At 64.6% G+C, this 16812-nt stretch carries 16 protein-coding genes; 4 read left to right on the forward strand and 12 right to left on the reverse strand.

Translation table 11 applies throughout. The features are described 5' to 3' along the window. The first annotated feature begins 92 nt into the window (after nt 1-92). Nucleotides 93-692: an isoprenylcysteine carboxylmethyltransferase family protein gene (locus tag CH294_RS00560; RefSeq protein WP_249304954.1), complete on the forward strand. Its 600-nt coding sequence runs from the start codon at nt 93-95 to the stop codon at nt 690-692. Between the two features lie 57 nt (nt 693-749). On the opposite strand, the gene CH294_RS00565 is transcribed toward CH294_RS00560, so the two are convergent. Genes CH294_RS00565 through CH294_RS00580 form a run of 4 tightly spaced genes read right to left on the reverse strand, consistent with a single transcriptional unit; the run spans nt 750 to nt 4445 of the window. Continuing rightward, the gene (locus CH294_RS00565) at nt 750-1259 is read right to left on the reverse strand and encodes a hypothetical protein (protein WP_094736710.1); all 510 of its coding nucleotides are present in this window, start codon (nt 1257-1259) and stop codon (nt 750-752) included. A 9-nt stretch (nt 1260-1268) separates the two neighbouring features. Beyond that, nucleotides 1269-2027, reverse strand: coding sequence for an alpha/beta hydrolase (locus CH294_RS00570; protein WP_094705562.1), 759 nt, complete (start codon nt 2025-2027; stop codon nt 1269-1271). Between the two features lie 28 nt (nt 2028-2055). Next, nucleotides 2056-3630, reverse strand: a complete 1575-nt coding sequence (locus CH294_RS00575) for a DNA polymerase Y family protein (protein WP_094736711.1) — start codon at nt 3628-3630, stop codon at nt 2056-2058. Further along, nucleotides 3627-4445, reverse strand: coding sequence for a hypothetical protein (locus tag CH294_RS00580; protein WP_170944541.1), 819 nt, complete (start codon nt 4443-4445; stop codon nt 3627-3629). Before CH294_RS00580 ends, CH294_RS00575 begins: the two co-directional genes overlap by 4 nt. Before the next feature lie 205 nt (nt 4446-4650). Between CH294_RS00580 and CH294_RS00585 the strand changes: the two genes are divergently transcribed. Beyond that, entirely contained in the window at nt 4651-5874 is a 1224-nt protein-coding gene (locus CH294_RS00585) for a serine/threonine-protein kinase (protein ID WP_249304956.1), read from the forward strand. 8 nt (nt 5875-5882) lie between these two features. On the opposite strand, the gene CH294_RS00590 is transcribed toward CH294_RS00585, so the two are convergent. From CH294_RS00590 to CH294_RS00615, 6 genes are all read right to left on the reverse strand, one after another. Further along, nucleotides 5883-6581 (reverse strand): response regulator transcription factor, encoded by a 699-nt coding sequence (locus tag CH294_RS00590; protein ID WP_094736713.1) that lies wholly within the window; start codon nt 6579-6581, stop codon nt 5883-5885. Beyond that, nucleotides 6560-7594, reverse strand: a complete 1035-nt coding sequence (locus tag CH294_RS00595) for a histidine kinase (protein ID WP_170944542.1) — start codon at nt 7592-7594, stop codon at nt 6560-6562. The genes CH294_RS00590 and CH294_RS00595 overlap by 22 nt, the downstream gene beginning before the upstream one ends. Nucleotides 7595-7702: 108 nt before the next feature. Then, on the reverse strand, nt 7703-8458 hold the full coding sequence (locus CH294_RS00600) for a hypothetical protein (RefSeq protein ID WP_094608054.1): 756 nt from the start codon (nt 8456-8458) through the stop codon (nt 7703-7705). A 32-nt stretch (nt 8459-8490) separates the two neighbouring features. Further along, nucleotides 8491-9498: a MerR family transcriptional regulator gene (locus tag CH294_RS00605; RefSeq protein ID WP_094736715.1), complete on the reverse strand. Its 1008-nt coding sequence runs from the start codon at nt 9496-9498 to the stop codon at nt 8491-8493. 52 nt (nt 9499-9550) lie between these two features. Next, nucleotides 9551-10198 (reverse strand): response regulator transcription factor, encoded by a 648-nt coding sequence (locus CH294_RS00610; protein WP_032404695.1) that lies wholly within the window; start codon nt 10196-10198, stop codon nt 9551-9553. Then, on the reverse strand, nt 10195-11475 hold the full coding sequence (locus CH294_RS00615) for a PspC domain-containing protein (protein WP_094736808.1): 1281 nt from the start codon (nt 11473-11475) through the stop codon (nt 10195-10197). The genes CH294_RS00610 and CH294_RS00615 overlap by 4 nt, the downstream gene beginning before the upstream one ends. Nucleotides 11476-11708: 233 nt before the next feature. On the opposite strand from CH294_RS00615, the gene CH294_RS00620 reads away from it, so the two are divergent. Together CH294_RS00620 and CH294_RS00625 are read left to right on the forward strand one after the other, a co-directional pair. After that, on the forward strand, nt 11709-13064 hold the full coding sequence (locus tag CH294_RS00620) for a PspC domain-containing protein (RefSeq protein ID WP_249304958.1): 1356 nt from the start codon (nt 11709-11711) through the stop codon (nt 13062-13064). Next, on the forward strand, nt 13061-13321 hold the full coding sequence (locus tag CH294_RS00625; protein WP_249304960.1) for a hypothetical protein: 261 nt from the start codon (nt 13061-13063) through the stop codon (nt 13319-13321). Before CH294_RS00620 ends, CH294_RS00625 begins: the two co-directional genes overlap by 4 nt. 5 nt (nt 13322-13326) lie before the next feature. On the opposite strand, the gene guaA is transcribed toward CH294_RS00625, so the two are convergent. Both guaA and CH294_RS00635 read right to left on the reverse strand, forming a co-directional pair. Beyond that, nucleotides 13327-14916 carry a glutamine-hydrolyzing GMP synthase gene (guaA, locus tag CH294_RS00630; RefSeq protein ID WP_094736716.1) on the reverse strand — a complete coding sequence of 530 codons (1590 nt, stop codon included), beginning with the start codon at nt 14914-14916 and terminating at the stop codon, nt 13327-13329. A 30-nt stretch (nt 14917-14946) separates the two neighbouring features. Then, the gene (locus tag CH294_RS00635; RefSeq protein ID WP_032376743.1) at nt 14947-16701 is read right to left on the reverse strand and encodes a GMC family oxidoreductase; all 1755 of its coding nucleotides are present in this window, start codon (nt 16699-16701) and stop codon (nt 14947-14949) included. Between the last annotated feature and the right edge of the window lie 111 nt (nt 16702-16812).

Below are 16812 nucleotides of genomic sequence, written 5' to 3' on the forward strand. Positions count from 1 at the left end.
ATGCAGCGCGCTGACATCGCATCAATCGATCGTGGAGTGGGTCGGTCTGGGTGATGTTCCGTTACGGGTCCGCGTCTGAGAAGCTGGCTCGCGTGATCGCCGAGAAGCTGCCGTTGTTCGTGACCAACCGTTCGACCGCTGCTGTTCTGGCGACAGCATTCACCGGCTTCGTGTGGTCGGAATACAAGATGGGGATGCGGAAACCGCGGATCGGCTCTTCGAACCGAGACAATGGTTCCGGTCGCGCCGTCGGCCGCGGCCTTGTGCTCTCGTATGGCGGAGGCCTTCTACTGAGCGTGATCTCACCGGCCACTGTATGGACCAGCCACCGACGGGCTGTCTTTCTGACAGGATTGGCCACCGCGACCCTCGGGCAGACGCTTCGGATCTCGGCAGCTCGCACACTCGGAGAGTCCTTCACATTCGTGGTCCACACGCACCCTGAGCAACTCGTGGTTCGGACGGGCCCGTATCGGTTCGTTCGCCACCCGTCCTATGCCGGCGCACTGATCTGCGCGCTCGGCTTCTGTATTGCGTACGGGAACTGGCTTTCTCCCGTCATGGTGGCCTTTCTGGCCCGGGGATATGTACGCAGAATCCCAGCGGAGGAGACGGCCATGCTGGAGGGATTGGGAGACGCGTACGCCGAGTACATGACACGCTCGAAACGATTGGTGCCCTTCGTTTTCTAACTCTTTCGAGCTCGGCCGCACAGGAGAAAGAGATTTCGATGGTTCGCTGGGTCTGCCTCAGCGCAACAGAGCCTTTGCCCACACGCGCAGAAATCCCTGACTCAGGTACGTCAGTGAGCCGATTGCCAGTATCCACTTGACGGTGCTGACCACGGTGGTGGCGCGCACGACGGTGTCGGTGATCTGTTCTCGGTTGTCCACCAGCATCAGTCCAACGATGTTCTCGACGTAGTCACCGGCAGCGGAGGCCACGGGTGCGACGGCCAGTGCCGTGGTCGCCGCGGGGCTCAGCGGCGTCTTCGCGGCCAGGCTGCGTGCGCCGGCCCTGAGTGCGATGGCATAGATCGCCGGATGCACGAAGTCGGGAAAATAGTGGCTGCGGAATCTGGCGATCTCGGCGTCGTCCATGCTCGCGAGGATCTGCCGGTAGCGCCGCGCGGACCAGGCCGTCTGCACCTCGAGTACTTTCGGGGCCGCGGGTCCGAGCAACCGAGCGATGTTGGCTTGCGACACGACGAACAGTGACGACCACGCCAACAGCTTTCCATCGAGCACGCTGAGGGACATGAGTGCAGATTACTGCGTCAGAAACGGAAGAACGGTGGCCTCGAACGCCGAATAACCGTCGCGATGGATGCTGTGTCCGGTGCGAAACGCTTCGACGCGGCAGGTCGAGATCTCGGTGACCATCGCGTCGAGCCGAACCGGATCGACCATGCCGCCGGGACCTCCGCGAAGCACCAATGTCGGAGCAGTGATGTCGGCCAACGACTCCCACCACTGCGGATTCGGCCGACGGAACTGCTCGAGAGCAGTGGCAGTCATCGACCGATCGAACGCGAGTACCGCACGGGGATGTAGGACAACGCTGGTTGCGGCGTGCCAGAGCTCGGTGACCGACGGCATCTTGCCGGTGAGGCTCGGCGGGGCATCCCCCGGCCGAATCGGTATCGGAAGTTCCTCGAGTACCAGACGGCGCACGAGCGGCGGGCGACGCTGTGCGACGAGCGAGACCGCGTATCCGCCGAGGGAATGCCCGACGAGATCGACTTCGGTGAGCCCGAGGTGATCGATCAGAGCAAGGAGATCGCCACCGAACGAGTCGAACTCGTACGTGGGTGTGTGGGCGCTCTTACCGTGCCCGCGCAGATCGACGGTGATCACTCGGCGACCTCGAGCTGTCAGTGCTCGGGCGAAGCGATCCCAGGTTCCGCTGTCCCCGCCCATCCCGTGCACCAGCATGACCGGCACCGGTGCCGCGCTGGGGTGTTCCTGCGGGACGAACGAGCGATACGCGATATCGACGCCACCGAGGTCGACCGTCTCCGACATCATCTGCATTCACTCGAATGTAGCGGTGTCACTATTCGTAGATTCCCTCCACCCGCCACCGACCTTCGTCGAACACGAGCAGCAGGGCCCTTTCGTCGTCGAGCACCACCTGGGCCCGCGCTGTCGGACCCGTCGATGCGGTGCCGCTGTCCCACCACCGCTCGTCCACCGGCCACGGCCCGGCCAATCCCGTCAGTTCCCATTCCTTGGTTCCCCAGCGCAACCGTGCCGGTGGCGCGTCGAACACACCACGGTCGGTGACGCCGATTCCCGTACCCGTCCGATTCATCAGCGTCACCGTCGGACGGGTCTCTATCACCGCCGCCGGAGCGGGCTCGGGTAATCGTCCTGGCCATGGATGGGATGGATCGGACATCGGTACCAGCTCGTCGCCGAGTGGGCGCAGCGTTATCCGTTCGGCCGGCCCGCGTCCACCGCTGAGAACACCGCCCAGCACCGATTCGCCACCGAGCAGACCCTGAACGCGCACCAATGCCCGACGCGCTCTGTCGTCCTCGTCGCCGACACTGCCCCACAACCCCAGTTGCAGCTCACCGGCTGCCACTACCTCGATCGGTTCGAGCCTCAGGACAGTGATCGCGGACGTCGGCTTGTTCTCGCTGCGCCCGGTGAGCCAGCCGTCCAGTTGCCACCGCACGCGATCGGCTGTTCCCTCCGGCATCAACGGCTCCGCGCAGCGCCAGATCCGCGACAGGTTCTCACCGTTACCGGTACTGGCATGCACCAGCAGACGAGTACACGCAACGGCAGCGGCAGCAAGCTTGGTGTGCAACTGTTCGGCAAGACCGCGCCCGGCGAATGCAGCGGCGTCGACCCGATCGATCGGCGGATCGCACCGATACTCCACATCGAGATCCGGCGGCAGCGCCCGGGCCGAGGGCGGACGCTCGGGCTCGCCCCGAGCACTGCGATGCGCCAACACCGCATCGGTACCGAACCGCGACGCGACATCGCCCGGAGACAGCGCAGCGAAGTCGCCGATGGTTCGTAGACCCAAGCGTCGCAACAGGTCCACCAACTCACCACGATCGGCAGCGGACATACTCGGTTCTGCCGAGAGTTCTGCCACCGGTAACGGAGCGAGAAAGCCGGCACCACCTCCGCGCGGTACCACCTGTGCATACCGAGCGGCGACGACCGCAGTGGACAACTCGTCGGCGATACCGATCTGGCATTCCACACCGGCAGCCGATGCCTGGTCGATCAGCCGTTCCGCAGCCCGATGCTCGGTACCGAAATACCGTCCGACACCGCGAGCGGCGAGAACCAACAGACCCGGCCGCAGCACTTCGACTCCCGGTGCGATGGCGGCGACGGCAGAGACCACGGGCTCGAACAGTCGCGCATCACGATCGGTATCGGCGAGAGCGACATGCACATCCGGGCACCGCGCCTGGGCTTCCCGACGCCGTAGTCCGCGTTTGATACCCGACGCACGTGCCGTCGCCGAGCACGCGACGACCCGATTGGCCGAGGTGACGACCACCGGATGCGTCGCAGGCAGATCGGCCTGAGCAGCTGCTGCAACAGCGGGCCAATCGGGACACCACAGGGCAAGAACACGACTGGAACGGTCGATGCTCATGTCGAGACAGCGATCGACAATGGATTCTGCTCGTGCTGTTCGGCATGCCACTCGATGCGGCCGTTCTCCGAACGCAGATCGAGTCGAACGGTGCGGGGCCGCATCGCCTTGCCGCGAGCGCACACCGACAATCGGACGCCGCGGAGCCGGCCGCGTCCCAGCTCCCGACCCGTACCGAGACCGTCGTAACCGTGCACCGATGCGTCCAGCCGTAGTTCTGCCCCGTCCCAGTGTCCATCGGTCACCAGCAGCGTCGAACCCTTGCTCCGTGCCCTGGCCACCACGGCTCTGGCCCGAGTAGGAGATACAGACAGACCACCGAGACCGAGCACCACGAGGTCCACACCGTCGAGCAGGATTGCCGCCACTTCCACCGGATCGGGGCCCGGATCGGGAATCAGAGCCAGTTTGCTCAGCTGTGCGCCCATCTCCACCGCGGCGAGAACTCCGAAACGAGGCTGCCCGATGACGGCGACATGCCCACCGGCACCCGTCACTGCAGCCACCAAACCGATCAGCAGCGAGCCGGCACCGGACACCGAGGCCACCGTTCCACGAACCAGCCCACCGTGCGGCAGCACGTCGATCAGCGCAGAGGGCACCGGAAGAACGGCCCGCTGACGGACCGCACGTTTCGGCTCGGCCTCGCCGAAATCGGAACGAACGGGGTCGGGGTCCGAACTCTCGATGCGCACCGACGCCGTTTCGCCACGGGAAGGCACGGCAGCCATCCGGCTACGCAGCAACGCGACACGCTCCGGCAGCGACAACCCGTCGAGCACATCCGGCGTGACAGAAGCTCCCGATACAGTCATGTCACTCCCCTTCACGATGTAGAAAATCGAGCCGAAACATCGGTGTTCGTCGAACGCGGGAAGTGGCGTATTCGAACACAATTTCGATCTGCACTCAGTAAAGCCGCTCGGACGGCAACTCGTCAAGGTGGTGCCGAAGCCGCTGGTGGGGGCTTCCGTTCTGCGGCTGCGGGCACACCCCGCCATCGTCAACTAACCTGTGGGCGTGACCGATCAGCAGCGTGTTCGACGAGGAGTCGGACCCGACTACCTCCTGGCCGGAAGATACCGCCTTGCCGGCAAACTCGGGGGCGGCGGAATGGGCGCAGTATGGCTCGCCACCGACACACTTCTGCACCGCCAGGTGGCCGTCAAACAGGTCACGTCCACCACCGCGCTGAGCCCTGAGCAAGCCGTCGAGGTGCGCAATCGGGCCATGCGTGAGGGTCGCATCGCTGCCCGCCTGTCCAGCCCCCACGCCATCGCGATGCACGACGTCGCTCTTGTCGACGGCGAGCCGTGGTTGGTCATGGAATACCTGTCCTCGCGCAGTCTCGCGCAGGCGCTCGGCACCACCGATTCGCTACCGCCGTTCGAGGTTGCTCAGATCGGGGCACAGATCGCCGACGCACTGACCGAGGCGCACGAGGCAGGAATCGTGCACCGCGACATCAAGCCGGGCAACATCTTGATCGCCGATCGCGGCAAGGATCTGGGCATCGTCAAGATCAGCGATTTCGGCATCTCCCGCGCGAAAGGGGACGTCGAGGAATCCGACGACAGCGTGATCACCGGCACCCCCGCGTATTTCGCCCCGGAGGTTGCCCGCGGACAGGATCCCACCGCAGCCAGCGACGTGTTCTCCCTCGGCGCAACGCTGTACACCGCCATCGAAGGCAAACCTCCGTTCGACATCGATCACGATTCGATCGCACTGCTGCACCGAGTTGCCAAGGGGCAGATCATTTCTCCCACCCGAAGCGGAGATCTCACCGGTCCGCTGTTGCACATGCTCGAGCCCGATCCTGCTCGGCGTCCCACCATGGCGCAGGCACGCGACGAGATCATCCTCGCTGCGATCAGCAAGCGCGGCACCATAGCTCAGCTACGCGGTGTACCCCTGACCTCTGCGGACGGCGTAGTTCCGGCATGGGCAAGACGCTCGACACCGGTGTCCGAATCTCGCCGTCCGTCACGAGAATTCGGCAGCACCGTCGCAGGCCTACCCGCCGTGCAACCCGGTGAAAGCCCAGCGAATCCGGTTCCCTCCAGCTACTCTCCCCCACCGTTCGACCTACCCCGTAAGAAGAAGAACCCCATCGAGAACGTGCTGATGCGGATCGAAGATGCCGTGGGCGATCGGACGACGATTCCGTCGCCGGTCATCCTCGCTACACTGATCCTCGCCGTCGTGATCGTTCTGATTCTGGTGATCGGCCTTATGCTGTAGTCGAGCCCTCAACGCGACTCGTGCACGATGATCGCGATCTGAACCCTGTTGCTGCACTCCAGCTTCGTCAGGATCCGTGACACGTAGGTCTTCACCGTTGCCACACTCATGTACAACTCCGCGCTGATCTCCGCGTTGGACTTTCCCGATCCGACGGCAACTGCCACCTCACGTTCACGATCGGTGAGAGAATCGAGTACCGCTCGCGCTCGCGCCGTGGCGGAGTCGTGTGATCGAGCGTCCTGCTCGCGCCAGTGGGCAACCAAGCGTCCGACGGCCGTCGGCGACAACATCGACTCCCCGGTTCCGACGCGATGCACCGCGTCGATGATGTCGCGTGGTGGCGTGTCCTTGAGCAAGAACCCGTTGGCCCCCGCCCGCAGAGCACGCAGCAGATATTCGTCGGTGTCGAACGTGGTCAATACCACGATTGCCCCTGAAAAACCCTCTGCTCGAAGCATTTCGGTGGCAGCCAGACCGTCAATGACGGGCATCCGAACATCCATCAGAACCACGTCGGGAGACAACGCGTGCACTGCCTCGATACCGCCGCGACCGTCGGACGCCTCACCGACCACTGCGATACCCGGATCCGAACTCAGAATGAGCGACAAACCGGCCCGGACCAACGCGTCGTCGTCGACCAGCAACACCTCGAGTGTCTTGCCCGCTTCGGGACCATCGGTCAGTTCGGGCACGGTAGCCATGCTTCCAGACGGTAGACCACGCCGACGCTGCTTCGGGCGATGCCGTACTCGATTCGCCCTCCCGCCAGCTCGACTCGCTCGGTGAGGCCGATCATTCCCGATCGAGAACCCGGTACTGTCGCGAATCCCCCTGTGCCGATGCCGTTTTCGAGCCACACTCGAATCTCGTTGTCGACCTGGGTAATTCCACATCGCACCGGCAACCCCGGCGCATGCTTTCTGGCATTGGTCAGGCCCTCCTGAATCACACGGTGAACGGTGCGAGAGGCAGAGGCAGGCAGCGAGAGGTTCACAGGCATCTCGTCGACGAACGTCACCTGTGTACCGGCTTTCTCCGAATCCTCGATCAGCACAGCAATATCGTTTACACCCGGTTGTGGACGCGGCACGTTCACGTCGCCCGATCGAAGTACTCCCAGTATCTCCCGCAAATCCTCCAGGGCCCCGTGCGCATTGGATCTGATGGTCGACGCGAGCGCTTCGACTTCCCGCGCACCGACATCCGGCCGGACCTCGAGCGCACCCGCGTGGAGACTGACCAACGAGATCCGATGCGCAAGAGCGTCGTGCATCTCCCGCGCGATCCGCTCACGTTCGAGCCCGCGAACGGTCTCGGCCCGCAGGTTCGACTCCGACTCGGCCCGCTCGGCCCGCTCACGTAGCGAATCGATCACCTCGCGACGCGACTTGACGACGATGCCCCATGCCGCCGGGATGCTCAGAAAGGCAAGACTGGTCATCGCGATGTACAGAATCGACTGTTCGACCCATACGGTCGTCCAGATCACCGATGCCAGCAGGTGCAGAACCACCACCGCAGTGGTGACTCGCCACGACTTTCGGGACGCCACGGTGAAGACGGCCACCAGTTCGGCACCGCCCACTGCATCGGTGAGCACGGCGCACACGGCCAGCGCTACCGCGATCTCGATCGGCCACCGGCGACGCCACCACAGCAACACGGCACCGAGCACCCCCACGACGATCGATACGACCGTTCGGGTGGTGGTCATCCCTCGGTTCCGGCGGCTACCGACAACACCAACAACAGGGCGAACACGATGGCGGCGACGTCCCATGCGCGGTCTCGATGCGTTCGCAACAGGGTCATGATTCGACCGTCATGATCGAACCAGGGGACGCCAGTATTGACTGGTCTTCTTGTCGCGCACTACTACACCGAGTCTGTCGAGTTCCGAACGCAATTCGCGCGCATCGGAACCCGCCTTCTTCTTCAGCGCCATGTCCCGAGCTTTGAGCACCGCATTCACCTCCGGTGCCAGGCCTGGCGTCTCGGGCACCCACAGGTGATAGAGATCCTCGTAGGGATCACCGGGCGCAACCGAGTAACCCCGCTGCTCGAATGCCGCCTCGATCGCCTCACGCTTCTCCTCGCTCGGTACTCGCACCAACTGACGCGAGGCTGCGTCGAGCAACACCAGGTCCTTACCGTCGACGAACACGGTACCCACCTGCGATCTGGACACCGTGGCGGTCTCGCCCTTCTCGGTGATGCGTACGTGCACCTCCGATACCGCCACCCGCGCAGTGTCGTAGAACGCGGCAGCCACCAGTGCCAACCCGAGCAGAACCCCCACCGCGATACAGACGTACCGCACCCACCACTGTGACCACGACGCGATCAACTCCAACGGACCCTGGAACGGTATCCAGGTGAGCGACGCTCCCCACTCCGCCACGTACGGCACCGCGAATCCCAGCAGTCCGCCCATCAGCATTGCCCCGGCGATCAGCAGAATTCGATCACCACGAGAGAACCACAGCACCGCCGGCGGCGTCTCCCCGAGCATCTTGTCGTCCATACCGTCGACGGTATCGAGTGTGGGAGCTCGTACCCAGTCATCGAAAGTCGACACTTCGCCGACTTTCGACGACAGGAAGCACTCGATCAGCCGCGAACCGGCATCACCAGCGTCGTCAGAGCGCCGTCGAGCGCGGAGCGCACCAGCATCGGGTGATCCGGTGCAGCGATGTCGAGCATCAGGTCGGGTCCGACAGCCGAAGCGACGGCCGCCTGCAGGACGGCCGCGTCGAAGAAAACCACGCTTTCCGATCCGGTCACCTGCGCGGGAACCGGAACACCATCGACCGAGACGCCGTCCGGCCCGGCGGTCATGCGAATGGTGCCGCCGTCGAGCGGAACGAAATCGCGTCGAAGCACAACCCTCGTCACGGTCGGAGCCAAACCGTCCATGATCGCCCGCCAGTCGGGGAATTCGCCGTCGACCGGATCCACCTCGGCCCGAGCACCGTTGGAGTCGATCACCATCGCGTCGTCGGTTGCCGTCAGCACGAGGGTGCCGGTTGCGGTCGCCGTCCCGAGTGAGCCGACCGCTGCGATTCGAGACCACGGGGTGCCTGCCGAACATTGCGCCACGAGACTGCGGGTGGAGAGTCGATACCGATCCGTCGCAGTGAGAGTGACGGTGCCGCCGTCCACCTCGATCAGGACGCCTCGCAACACCGGGAAATCGTCACTCGTCCCGGCTGCCGACGAGACCTGCTCTACTGCGGAGGCAAATTCTGCGGCAGATACCGTTGCTGTGCAGTACTTTTCGTCGAACAGCCGGCGGATCGACACCGCAGCCTCGGCTGCCGCGCGCGCATTCGCGGCAAGCTCCTCGACGTGTCGATCCACGATCTCGACCGCCGCGGCTCCGTCGCCGTCGAGGGCGGCGGTCACCTTGTCGAGTGGCATCCCGATCTCGCGCAGTTGTCGAATGATGTTGGCCCGCTTCGACTGTGCACGAGTGTAGTAGCGATAGCCGGACTTCGAGTCGATGGACGCCGGGACGAGCAATCCACAGTCGTCGTAGAAGCGCAGGGCACTCGGGGTCAGCCCGCTCGAGCGAGCGAACACACCGATGGTCAGGAATTCTTCGTCCGAATCAGTCATGGTGAAATCCTGAGGCTTCGGGTTGGTCGAAGGTCAAGCGCGACGCCGACGGTTAGTCGATTCGACGCTTGTGCGCCCATCGCGTGAGTGCGTTCCTGTTGGACTGCTGGGTCTTTCGGAGAACATTCGATGCATGAGTCTCGACGGTCTTGACGGAGATGAACAGATCCTCGGCGATCTCGCGATAGGTGTATCCGCGCGCCAGCAACCGGAGCACCTCCAGTTCACGGGGCGTCAGCGAATCCAGTTCCGGATCCAGCGGGGGCTCCGGGGCAGCACTACGACCGGTGAACGAATCGAGGACGAACCCGGCCAGACGCGGGCTGAATACCGCGTCTCCCCCGGCGACACGTCGAACACCGTCGGCGAGCTCCGCACCGGAGATGGTCTTGGTCACGTACCCCCTCGCCCCGGCGCGGATGACGGCAATGACGTCCTCGGCCGCGTCGGACACACTCAGCGCCAGGCACACCGGCCCCTCGGCGATGCGATTCAGCACGGCCACGCCACCGCCGTCGGGCATGTGCACGTCGAGCAACACCACATCGGGTTTCGTCGAGTCGATACCCGATACCGCCTCGGCGACGCCTCCCGCTTCACCGACCACCTCGATGTCCGCCTCCCGGCCGAGTTCGGCTCGCACGCCCGACCGGAAGACCGCGTGATCGTCGACCAGGAAAACTCGAAACGGGTCGGTCACGTCGGCTGCTCCTGCTGGTTGGATTCGGGCGATTCAGTGGTCACAGTACTGCCGTTGCGGGGCATGAAGATGCGTACTTCGGTGCCCTTGCCGACGGTCGACCGTACCTGCACGGTGCCGCCGCGGCGCTCGACACGACCCCTGATGGACTTCGCCAGGCCCTGCCGGTCCTCGGGTACCTCGGTTTCGTCGAACCCGGTTCCGCGGTCGCGGACGAAGATACTGACCTGCTCCGCTTCGGTTTCGGCGAACAGGTCGACGTTGGTCTCACCGGAGTGCTTGGCCGCGTTGACCAGTGCCTCGCGTGTGGCACCGAGAAGCGCGGTGAAACTTTCCCTGGACAGGCCGGATTCGACGTCGTCGGGCAGAAGATGTACGTCTCCGACGGTGATGGGTCTGACGGTCACACCGTGCTGATCCTCGACCTCACCGGAGATTGTCTTCAGGGCGTCGGCCAAGCTGGAGTTGTCGGTGTCGCCGCCGTCGAACAGCCATCTGCGAAGCTCCCGCTCCTGCCCGCGCGCCAACCGCATCACCTCCTGCGGCCGATCGGACTGCTTCTGGATCAAGGCGAGTGTCTGCAGCACCGAGTCGTGCAAGTGCGAGGCAATCTCCTCACGTTCGTCGTTACGTATACGGGCAGACCGCTCGGCACCGAGCGCACGCCACGTACGCAGCCAGATGGGAACCGTCAACAGGCCGACGCCGACGAGGGTGACCACCACCGCCAGCAGCGACGAACGCAGTGCGGCCAAATCGACGCGGGCAAGGACCACCACCCCCAGCCCGAGGACGATCAATGTCGCTCCGCCGACGACCCGCGCCCAGCTCAGCACGGTCGGATGCTTGGGCAGTCCCAAAGCCGTGCGCGGACCCTCGACGTCGAACTCGCGCCACACCAGCGCTGCACCGACCACCACGACGATGATCGGCACGATGACCGATGCGGCAGTACCACTGAGGAGCCAGGCGAGCCCCACCGCGAGGCCGAGACCGATGGCAGCCAACCCCAGCGCACGCTGACGTTCGGCGGCACTCGGGTGTGCCGTGTCGTCGCCGGCGGGCGTGAACATCCAGATCAGGCCGTAGGCGGCGATTCCGGCACCGGCCGAGGCCGCGAGCAGCGCGAACGCCACCCGAATCTTGAAGACGTCGACGCCGAGATGGTCGGCCAGACCCCCGGCGACGCCGCCGACGATGCGTCCGCCGCCGCGTCGTCGATAAGGGTCAGGAGCAGAGCGTGCAGGAGCGACAGTTAAAGCAGGAGCTGGGGGAATCGAGGTGACAGGGGCGACCGGCGCGTCGCCGGCTACGGATGGTGCGTCGCGGGCGGCGTCAACGGGTGGATTGTCGACAGGGTGCACTCATCGATCCTGACACGGACATGGCGACTGTCGCATCAGGGTTCGCCCTGATGTTTCGCGCCTTCGCCGACGTCCGATCACGCTCGGGGTCGATATCAGGGGTATCCCTGATGTGTTTCTCGATCGGGGACGCCACGATGGTTGTCATGAGCAACGTGACCGTCTCGGATCAAATTCAGCAGATGTGGCGAACCCGTCCGCACCGATTGCCGCAACGCGGACATGTGGCGGGTGTCGCGGCCGGTATCGGCTATCGCTACGACGTGGATCCTGTTCTGATTCGAGTCGCGTTCGTCGTGTCCACCCTGTTCGGCGGCACCGGCATCGTGCTGTATCTGGCGGCGTGGTTGGTACTCAGCCGAGCCGGTGACACTGCGTCGGGCGCAGAGTCACTCGTCGGCCGCGGCACCAGTTCCGACTCGACGACCAAGATGGTCGTCGTCGCGGTGGCGTTGGTGATCGCGGTGTCGACGATAGGCCCGGTAGGTGTCGGACTCGGAGGTTCGGGGCTCATCTCGCTGTTGGCCATGCTCGGTGGCCTGTGGTTGCTGCATCAGCGTTGCCCCGAGCCGCCGCCGTACATGCGGACGGAAGAGTTCTCCCGAAACTACTACGCCCCCAAGCCTTTCGGCTCGTACAGTACGTCAGCGGAGCAGTGGACGGCTGCGCAGTATCGGCCGCCGCAGTTTCAGCAGGAGCAGTACAGCCCGTACACGACGTTGCCGACCAGTTACGTTCCGACGCCGAAAGCAGCCGATAGCTCCGATGCTGCAGACTCCGGTGCAGACCACACCGTGAATCTGAACAAGCAGAGGCCGGCCGAAACGCCGACGGTGACTCCCCCGTCGTGGGATCCGCTCGGGGTGGCTCCGTTCGCCTGGGATCTCCCCGAACCGGCACCGGCATTCCCACCGGCGGCGATCGAGCGTAAGCACCGATCACGTTGGACAGCAAGCTTTCTCGGCCTTGCACTGCTCGGAGCTGCCGTCACCGCCGCGGTCGGAGCCGCATCCGGCGGGGACTGGGCCACAGCGGGACGCGTCGGAGCCGTCGCGTTGGCGATCATCTCGGCCGGGCTGATCCTCGGAGCCTTCCTCCGCAAGGGCTACGGGCTGTTGGTGGTCGCGGCACCCCTGGCCGGATTCGTCGTCCTGGCATCGGCGGTCGGGCCGGTGGACCTGGGCAACGGTGCGTCGGGAACCCAACGGGTCGTTCCGTTGACCGTTGCCGACCTCGCTCCGACGTACGACGTCGGTCTCGGCGAGCTGGATCTCGATCTCACCGGCCTCGACCTGACCGAGAACGACAGGGTGAAGATCGACGTGGCGCTGGGCAATGCGACGGTCACCGTGCCCGATTCGATGAACGTCACCGTGGAGTGCGAGGCAGCGCTGGGTTCGTGCCCCACCGAAACACGGTTCGGCCCGGCAACGAGCCCCGATGACCCAGTCTTGACGATTGTGGGAGATGTGGCATTCGGCGAATTGAAGGTGCAGAAGTGAAGAAGAACAACGCCGACAGCATCGGCCACGACTACGGCGACAGCGATTCCGACACCGAGGCGCAGAACTCGAACCGCCGCGGACCGTCGGCGCTGCTGTTGCTTGCCGGACTGGCCGCCATGGTCGTCTCGGTCGCAGCAATCATCGGACAGGATGCGATCGTCGCTCTGGGCGACGTGCAATTTCGCTGGGTCTTCGTGATCGCTGCGGTCGCCGTCGGAGTCGCTCTTCTATTGGGCCCCAGCAGAAAAAGCTGACGCGCTCACTCCCACTCGATGGTGCCCGGCGGCTTGCTCGTCACGTCGAGAACGACTCGGTTGACCTCCGGAACCTCGTTGGTCACCCGAGTCGAAATCGTTTCCAGCACGTCGTACGGCAGTCGGGTCCAGTCCGCAGTCATAGCGTCCTCGCTCGACACCGGACGCAGCACGATCGGATGACCGTAGGTGCGACCGTCGCCCTGCACTCCGACACTGCGGACGTCCGCCAGCAGCACCACCGGGCACTGCCAGATCTGCTGATCCAAGCCGGCAACCGTAAGTTCTTCTCGGACAATGGAATCCGCATGACGCAATGTGGCCAGCCGATCCGCAGTGATCTCTCCGACGATACGAATGGCCAGTCCGGGTCCGGGGAAAGGTTGTCTTCCGACGATGTCCTCGGGCAGTCCCAGTTCACGCCCGACGGCACGAACCTCGTCCTTGAACAACGCTCGCAACGGCTCGACCAGGGCGAACTGCAGATCGTCCGGCAAACCGCCCACATTGTGATGGCTCTTGATGTTGGCGGTTCCCGAACCACCACCGGACTCCACGACATCCGGGTAGAGCGTGCCCTGCACCAGGAACTCGACGGAGTCACCGTGCTCGGCGTTCTCACCCAGCACCTCGGTGACGGCACCCTCGAAACTACGGATGAACTCGCGGCCGATGATCTTGCGCTTCTCCTCCGGATCGGAGACGCCCTCGAGCGCACCGAGGAAGGTGTCGACTGCATCGACGGTGACGAGCTTGGCACCGGTGGCAGCCACGAAATCCTGCTGAACCTGCTCGCGCTCGCCGGAACGCAGCAATCCATGGTCGACGAAAACACAGGTCAACCGGTCGCCGATTGCGCGCTGCACGAGAGCTGCCGCCACCGCGGAGTCGACTCCTCCGGACAGACCACAGATGGCCTTACCCGTAGGACCGACCTGCTCCTGAACTGCCTCGATCAGAGCGTCGGCGATATTGGCCGCTGTCCAGTCCGGAGCGATGCCTGCCGTCTCGTGCAGGAACCGACTCAGTACCTGCTGCCCGTGCGGGGAGTGCAGAACCTCGGGGTGATACTGCACTCCGGCCATCCGCTTGGCCTCGTTCTCGAAGGCCGCAACCGGTGCCCCGGCGCTGGTGGCAGTGACGGTGAAGCCCTCCGGGGCCGCGGTGACCGCGTCGCCGTGGCTCATCCACACCGGCTGGGTCGCGGGCAAACCGTCGTGCAGACGACCGCCGTCCACGCTGAGCTGGGTGCGACCGTATTCCCGCGTTCCGGTGTGCTCGACGGTTCCGCCGAGGGCCTGAGCCATGGCCTGGAATCCGTAGCAGATTCCGAACACGGGAATGCCGAGGTCGAGGAGCGTCGAGTCCAGTTCGGGTGCCCCGTCGGCGTAGACGCTCGACGGTCCACCGGAGAGCACCAGCGCGACCGGATCCTTTGCCGCGATCTCCTCGGCGGTGGCGGTATGCGAGATCACCTCGGAGTACACGTTGGCCTCACGCACACGGCGGGCGATCAACTGCGCGTACTGGGCACCGAAGTCGACGACGAGAACCGGGCGTGCGTGTGCGGGATCGTGTGCAGTGGAGTCGGTCACCGGGTCAGTCTAGTGGGACCGCTGTGGTGCTTACGCAACACCCGAATGCTCGACGTGCAGCGCCGCGGAGCCTGACCTGATCTCGACGATAGGCAATCTCAGTCCACCCGGAGCGTCCACCGGAACGACAGGCGAATTGGGGGCGATGGGATCGAGCCGCTGATACGGAAGCCCCTGTGCCGGACGAAGATCCAGCTCGCCCTTGTTCGGCCACAGTGCGGCGGACCGCTCGGCCTGCGCGCTGATGGTCAGTGACGGGTTCACCCCGAGGTTTGCCGACACGGCCGCCCCGTCCACCACGCTCAGCGTCGGGTATCCGTGGACGCGGTGGTACGGATCGATGACGCCGTGCGCCGAATCCGACGCGATGGCGCAGCCGCCGAGGAAGTGTGCGGTGAGCGGGATGTTGAACAGCTCTCCCCAGGTGCCGCCTGCGACGCCGCCGATCTTCTTGGCGATGCGCCGGGTGGCGTCGTTGCCCTCGGGGATCCACGTCGGATTCGGCTCCCCGTGGCCCTGCCTGCTGGAGATCTTGCGGCCGAACGGCCCACGCTTGGTGAACGTGGTGATCGAGTTGTCCAGGTTCTGCATCACCAGCGCGATGATGGTGCGCTCGCTCCAGTGCCGGACGTTGACCACACGGACGAACTGAATCGGATGCGCGATCATCGCGAACACGAACTTGAGCCACCGCGGAATCTTGCCTCCGCCGTCGGTCATCAGGGTCTGCAGCATGCCCATCGCGTTCGAGCCCTTGCCGTAGCGGCACGGCTCGATGTGCGTGTTGGGGCTGGGGTGGAACGAGGACGTGATAGCGACTCCGCGCGTCAGGTCCATGTTCGGATCGACCGCCAGCTTGGCCGCTCCGACGATCGACTCGGAGTTGGTGCGAGTCAGTTCGCCGAGCGTGTCCGACAGTTTGGGCAGCGCGCCCGTGTCTTTCATCTTGTGCAGCAGATTCTGGGTGCCCCAGGTGCCCGCGGCCAACACGACATTGGCCGCGCTGTAGGTCTTCTTGCCCTTGCGGAGCCGAGCACCGGTGCGCTCGGTGTCGACGTCCCAGGTGCCGTCGGATCGGGGGCGAAGGCCGGACACCGTCGTCATCGGCACGATCTCGGCTCCCGCGCGCTCGGCCAAGCCGAGGTAGTTCTTCAACAGGGTGTTCTTGGCACCGTGGCGACACCCCGTCATGCACTCACCGCATTCGATGCATCCGGTGCGCTCGGGGCCGGCACCACCGAAGTACGGATCCGGAACGGTCTTGCCGGGTTCGTCACCGAAGAACACGCCCACCGGTGTCTGGATGAAAGTGTCGGCGACACCCATGTCCTCGGCGACCGACTTCATCACCTCGTCAGCAGGGGTCATGTGTGGATTGCGCACCACGCCGAGCATGCGGGTGGCCTGGTCGTAGAACGGAGAGAGCTCACTGCTCCAGTCGGTGATGTGCGCCCACTGCTTGTCCTCGAAGAACGGCGCCTGAGGCTTGTAGAGGGTGTTCGCGTAGTTCAGTGATCCACCGCCCACTCCGGCACCGGCGAGGATGAGGCAATCGCGCAACAGGTGCACGCGCTGGATTCCGTACAGGCCCAGCTTCGGTGCCCACAGGAAGCGCTTGAGATCCCAGCTGTTCTTCGCGAAGTCCTTGTCCTCGAAGCGTTGCCCGGCTTCCAGGATTCCGACGCGGTATCCCTTCTCCACCAGCCTCAGCGCAGTGACACTTCCGCCGAAGCCCGAACCGACGATCAGAACGTCGTAATCCGTGGCGCGAACAGCTGAACCCATGGTGACCTCCGCTACATCCGTTGCTGTCGAACAGTATGCACACCCCCATGTGACTACCGCCACAAACAATTCTAGCTGTTACGAGAGGTATCACCAACTCAGGGTCGGCTC

It is taken from the genome of Rhodococcus sp. 14-2483-1-1 (assembly GCF_002259335.1).
GTDB lineage: Bacteria > Actinomycetota > Actinomycetes > Mycobacteriales > Mycobacteriaceae > Rhodococcoides.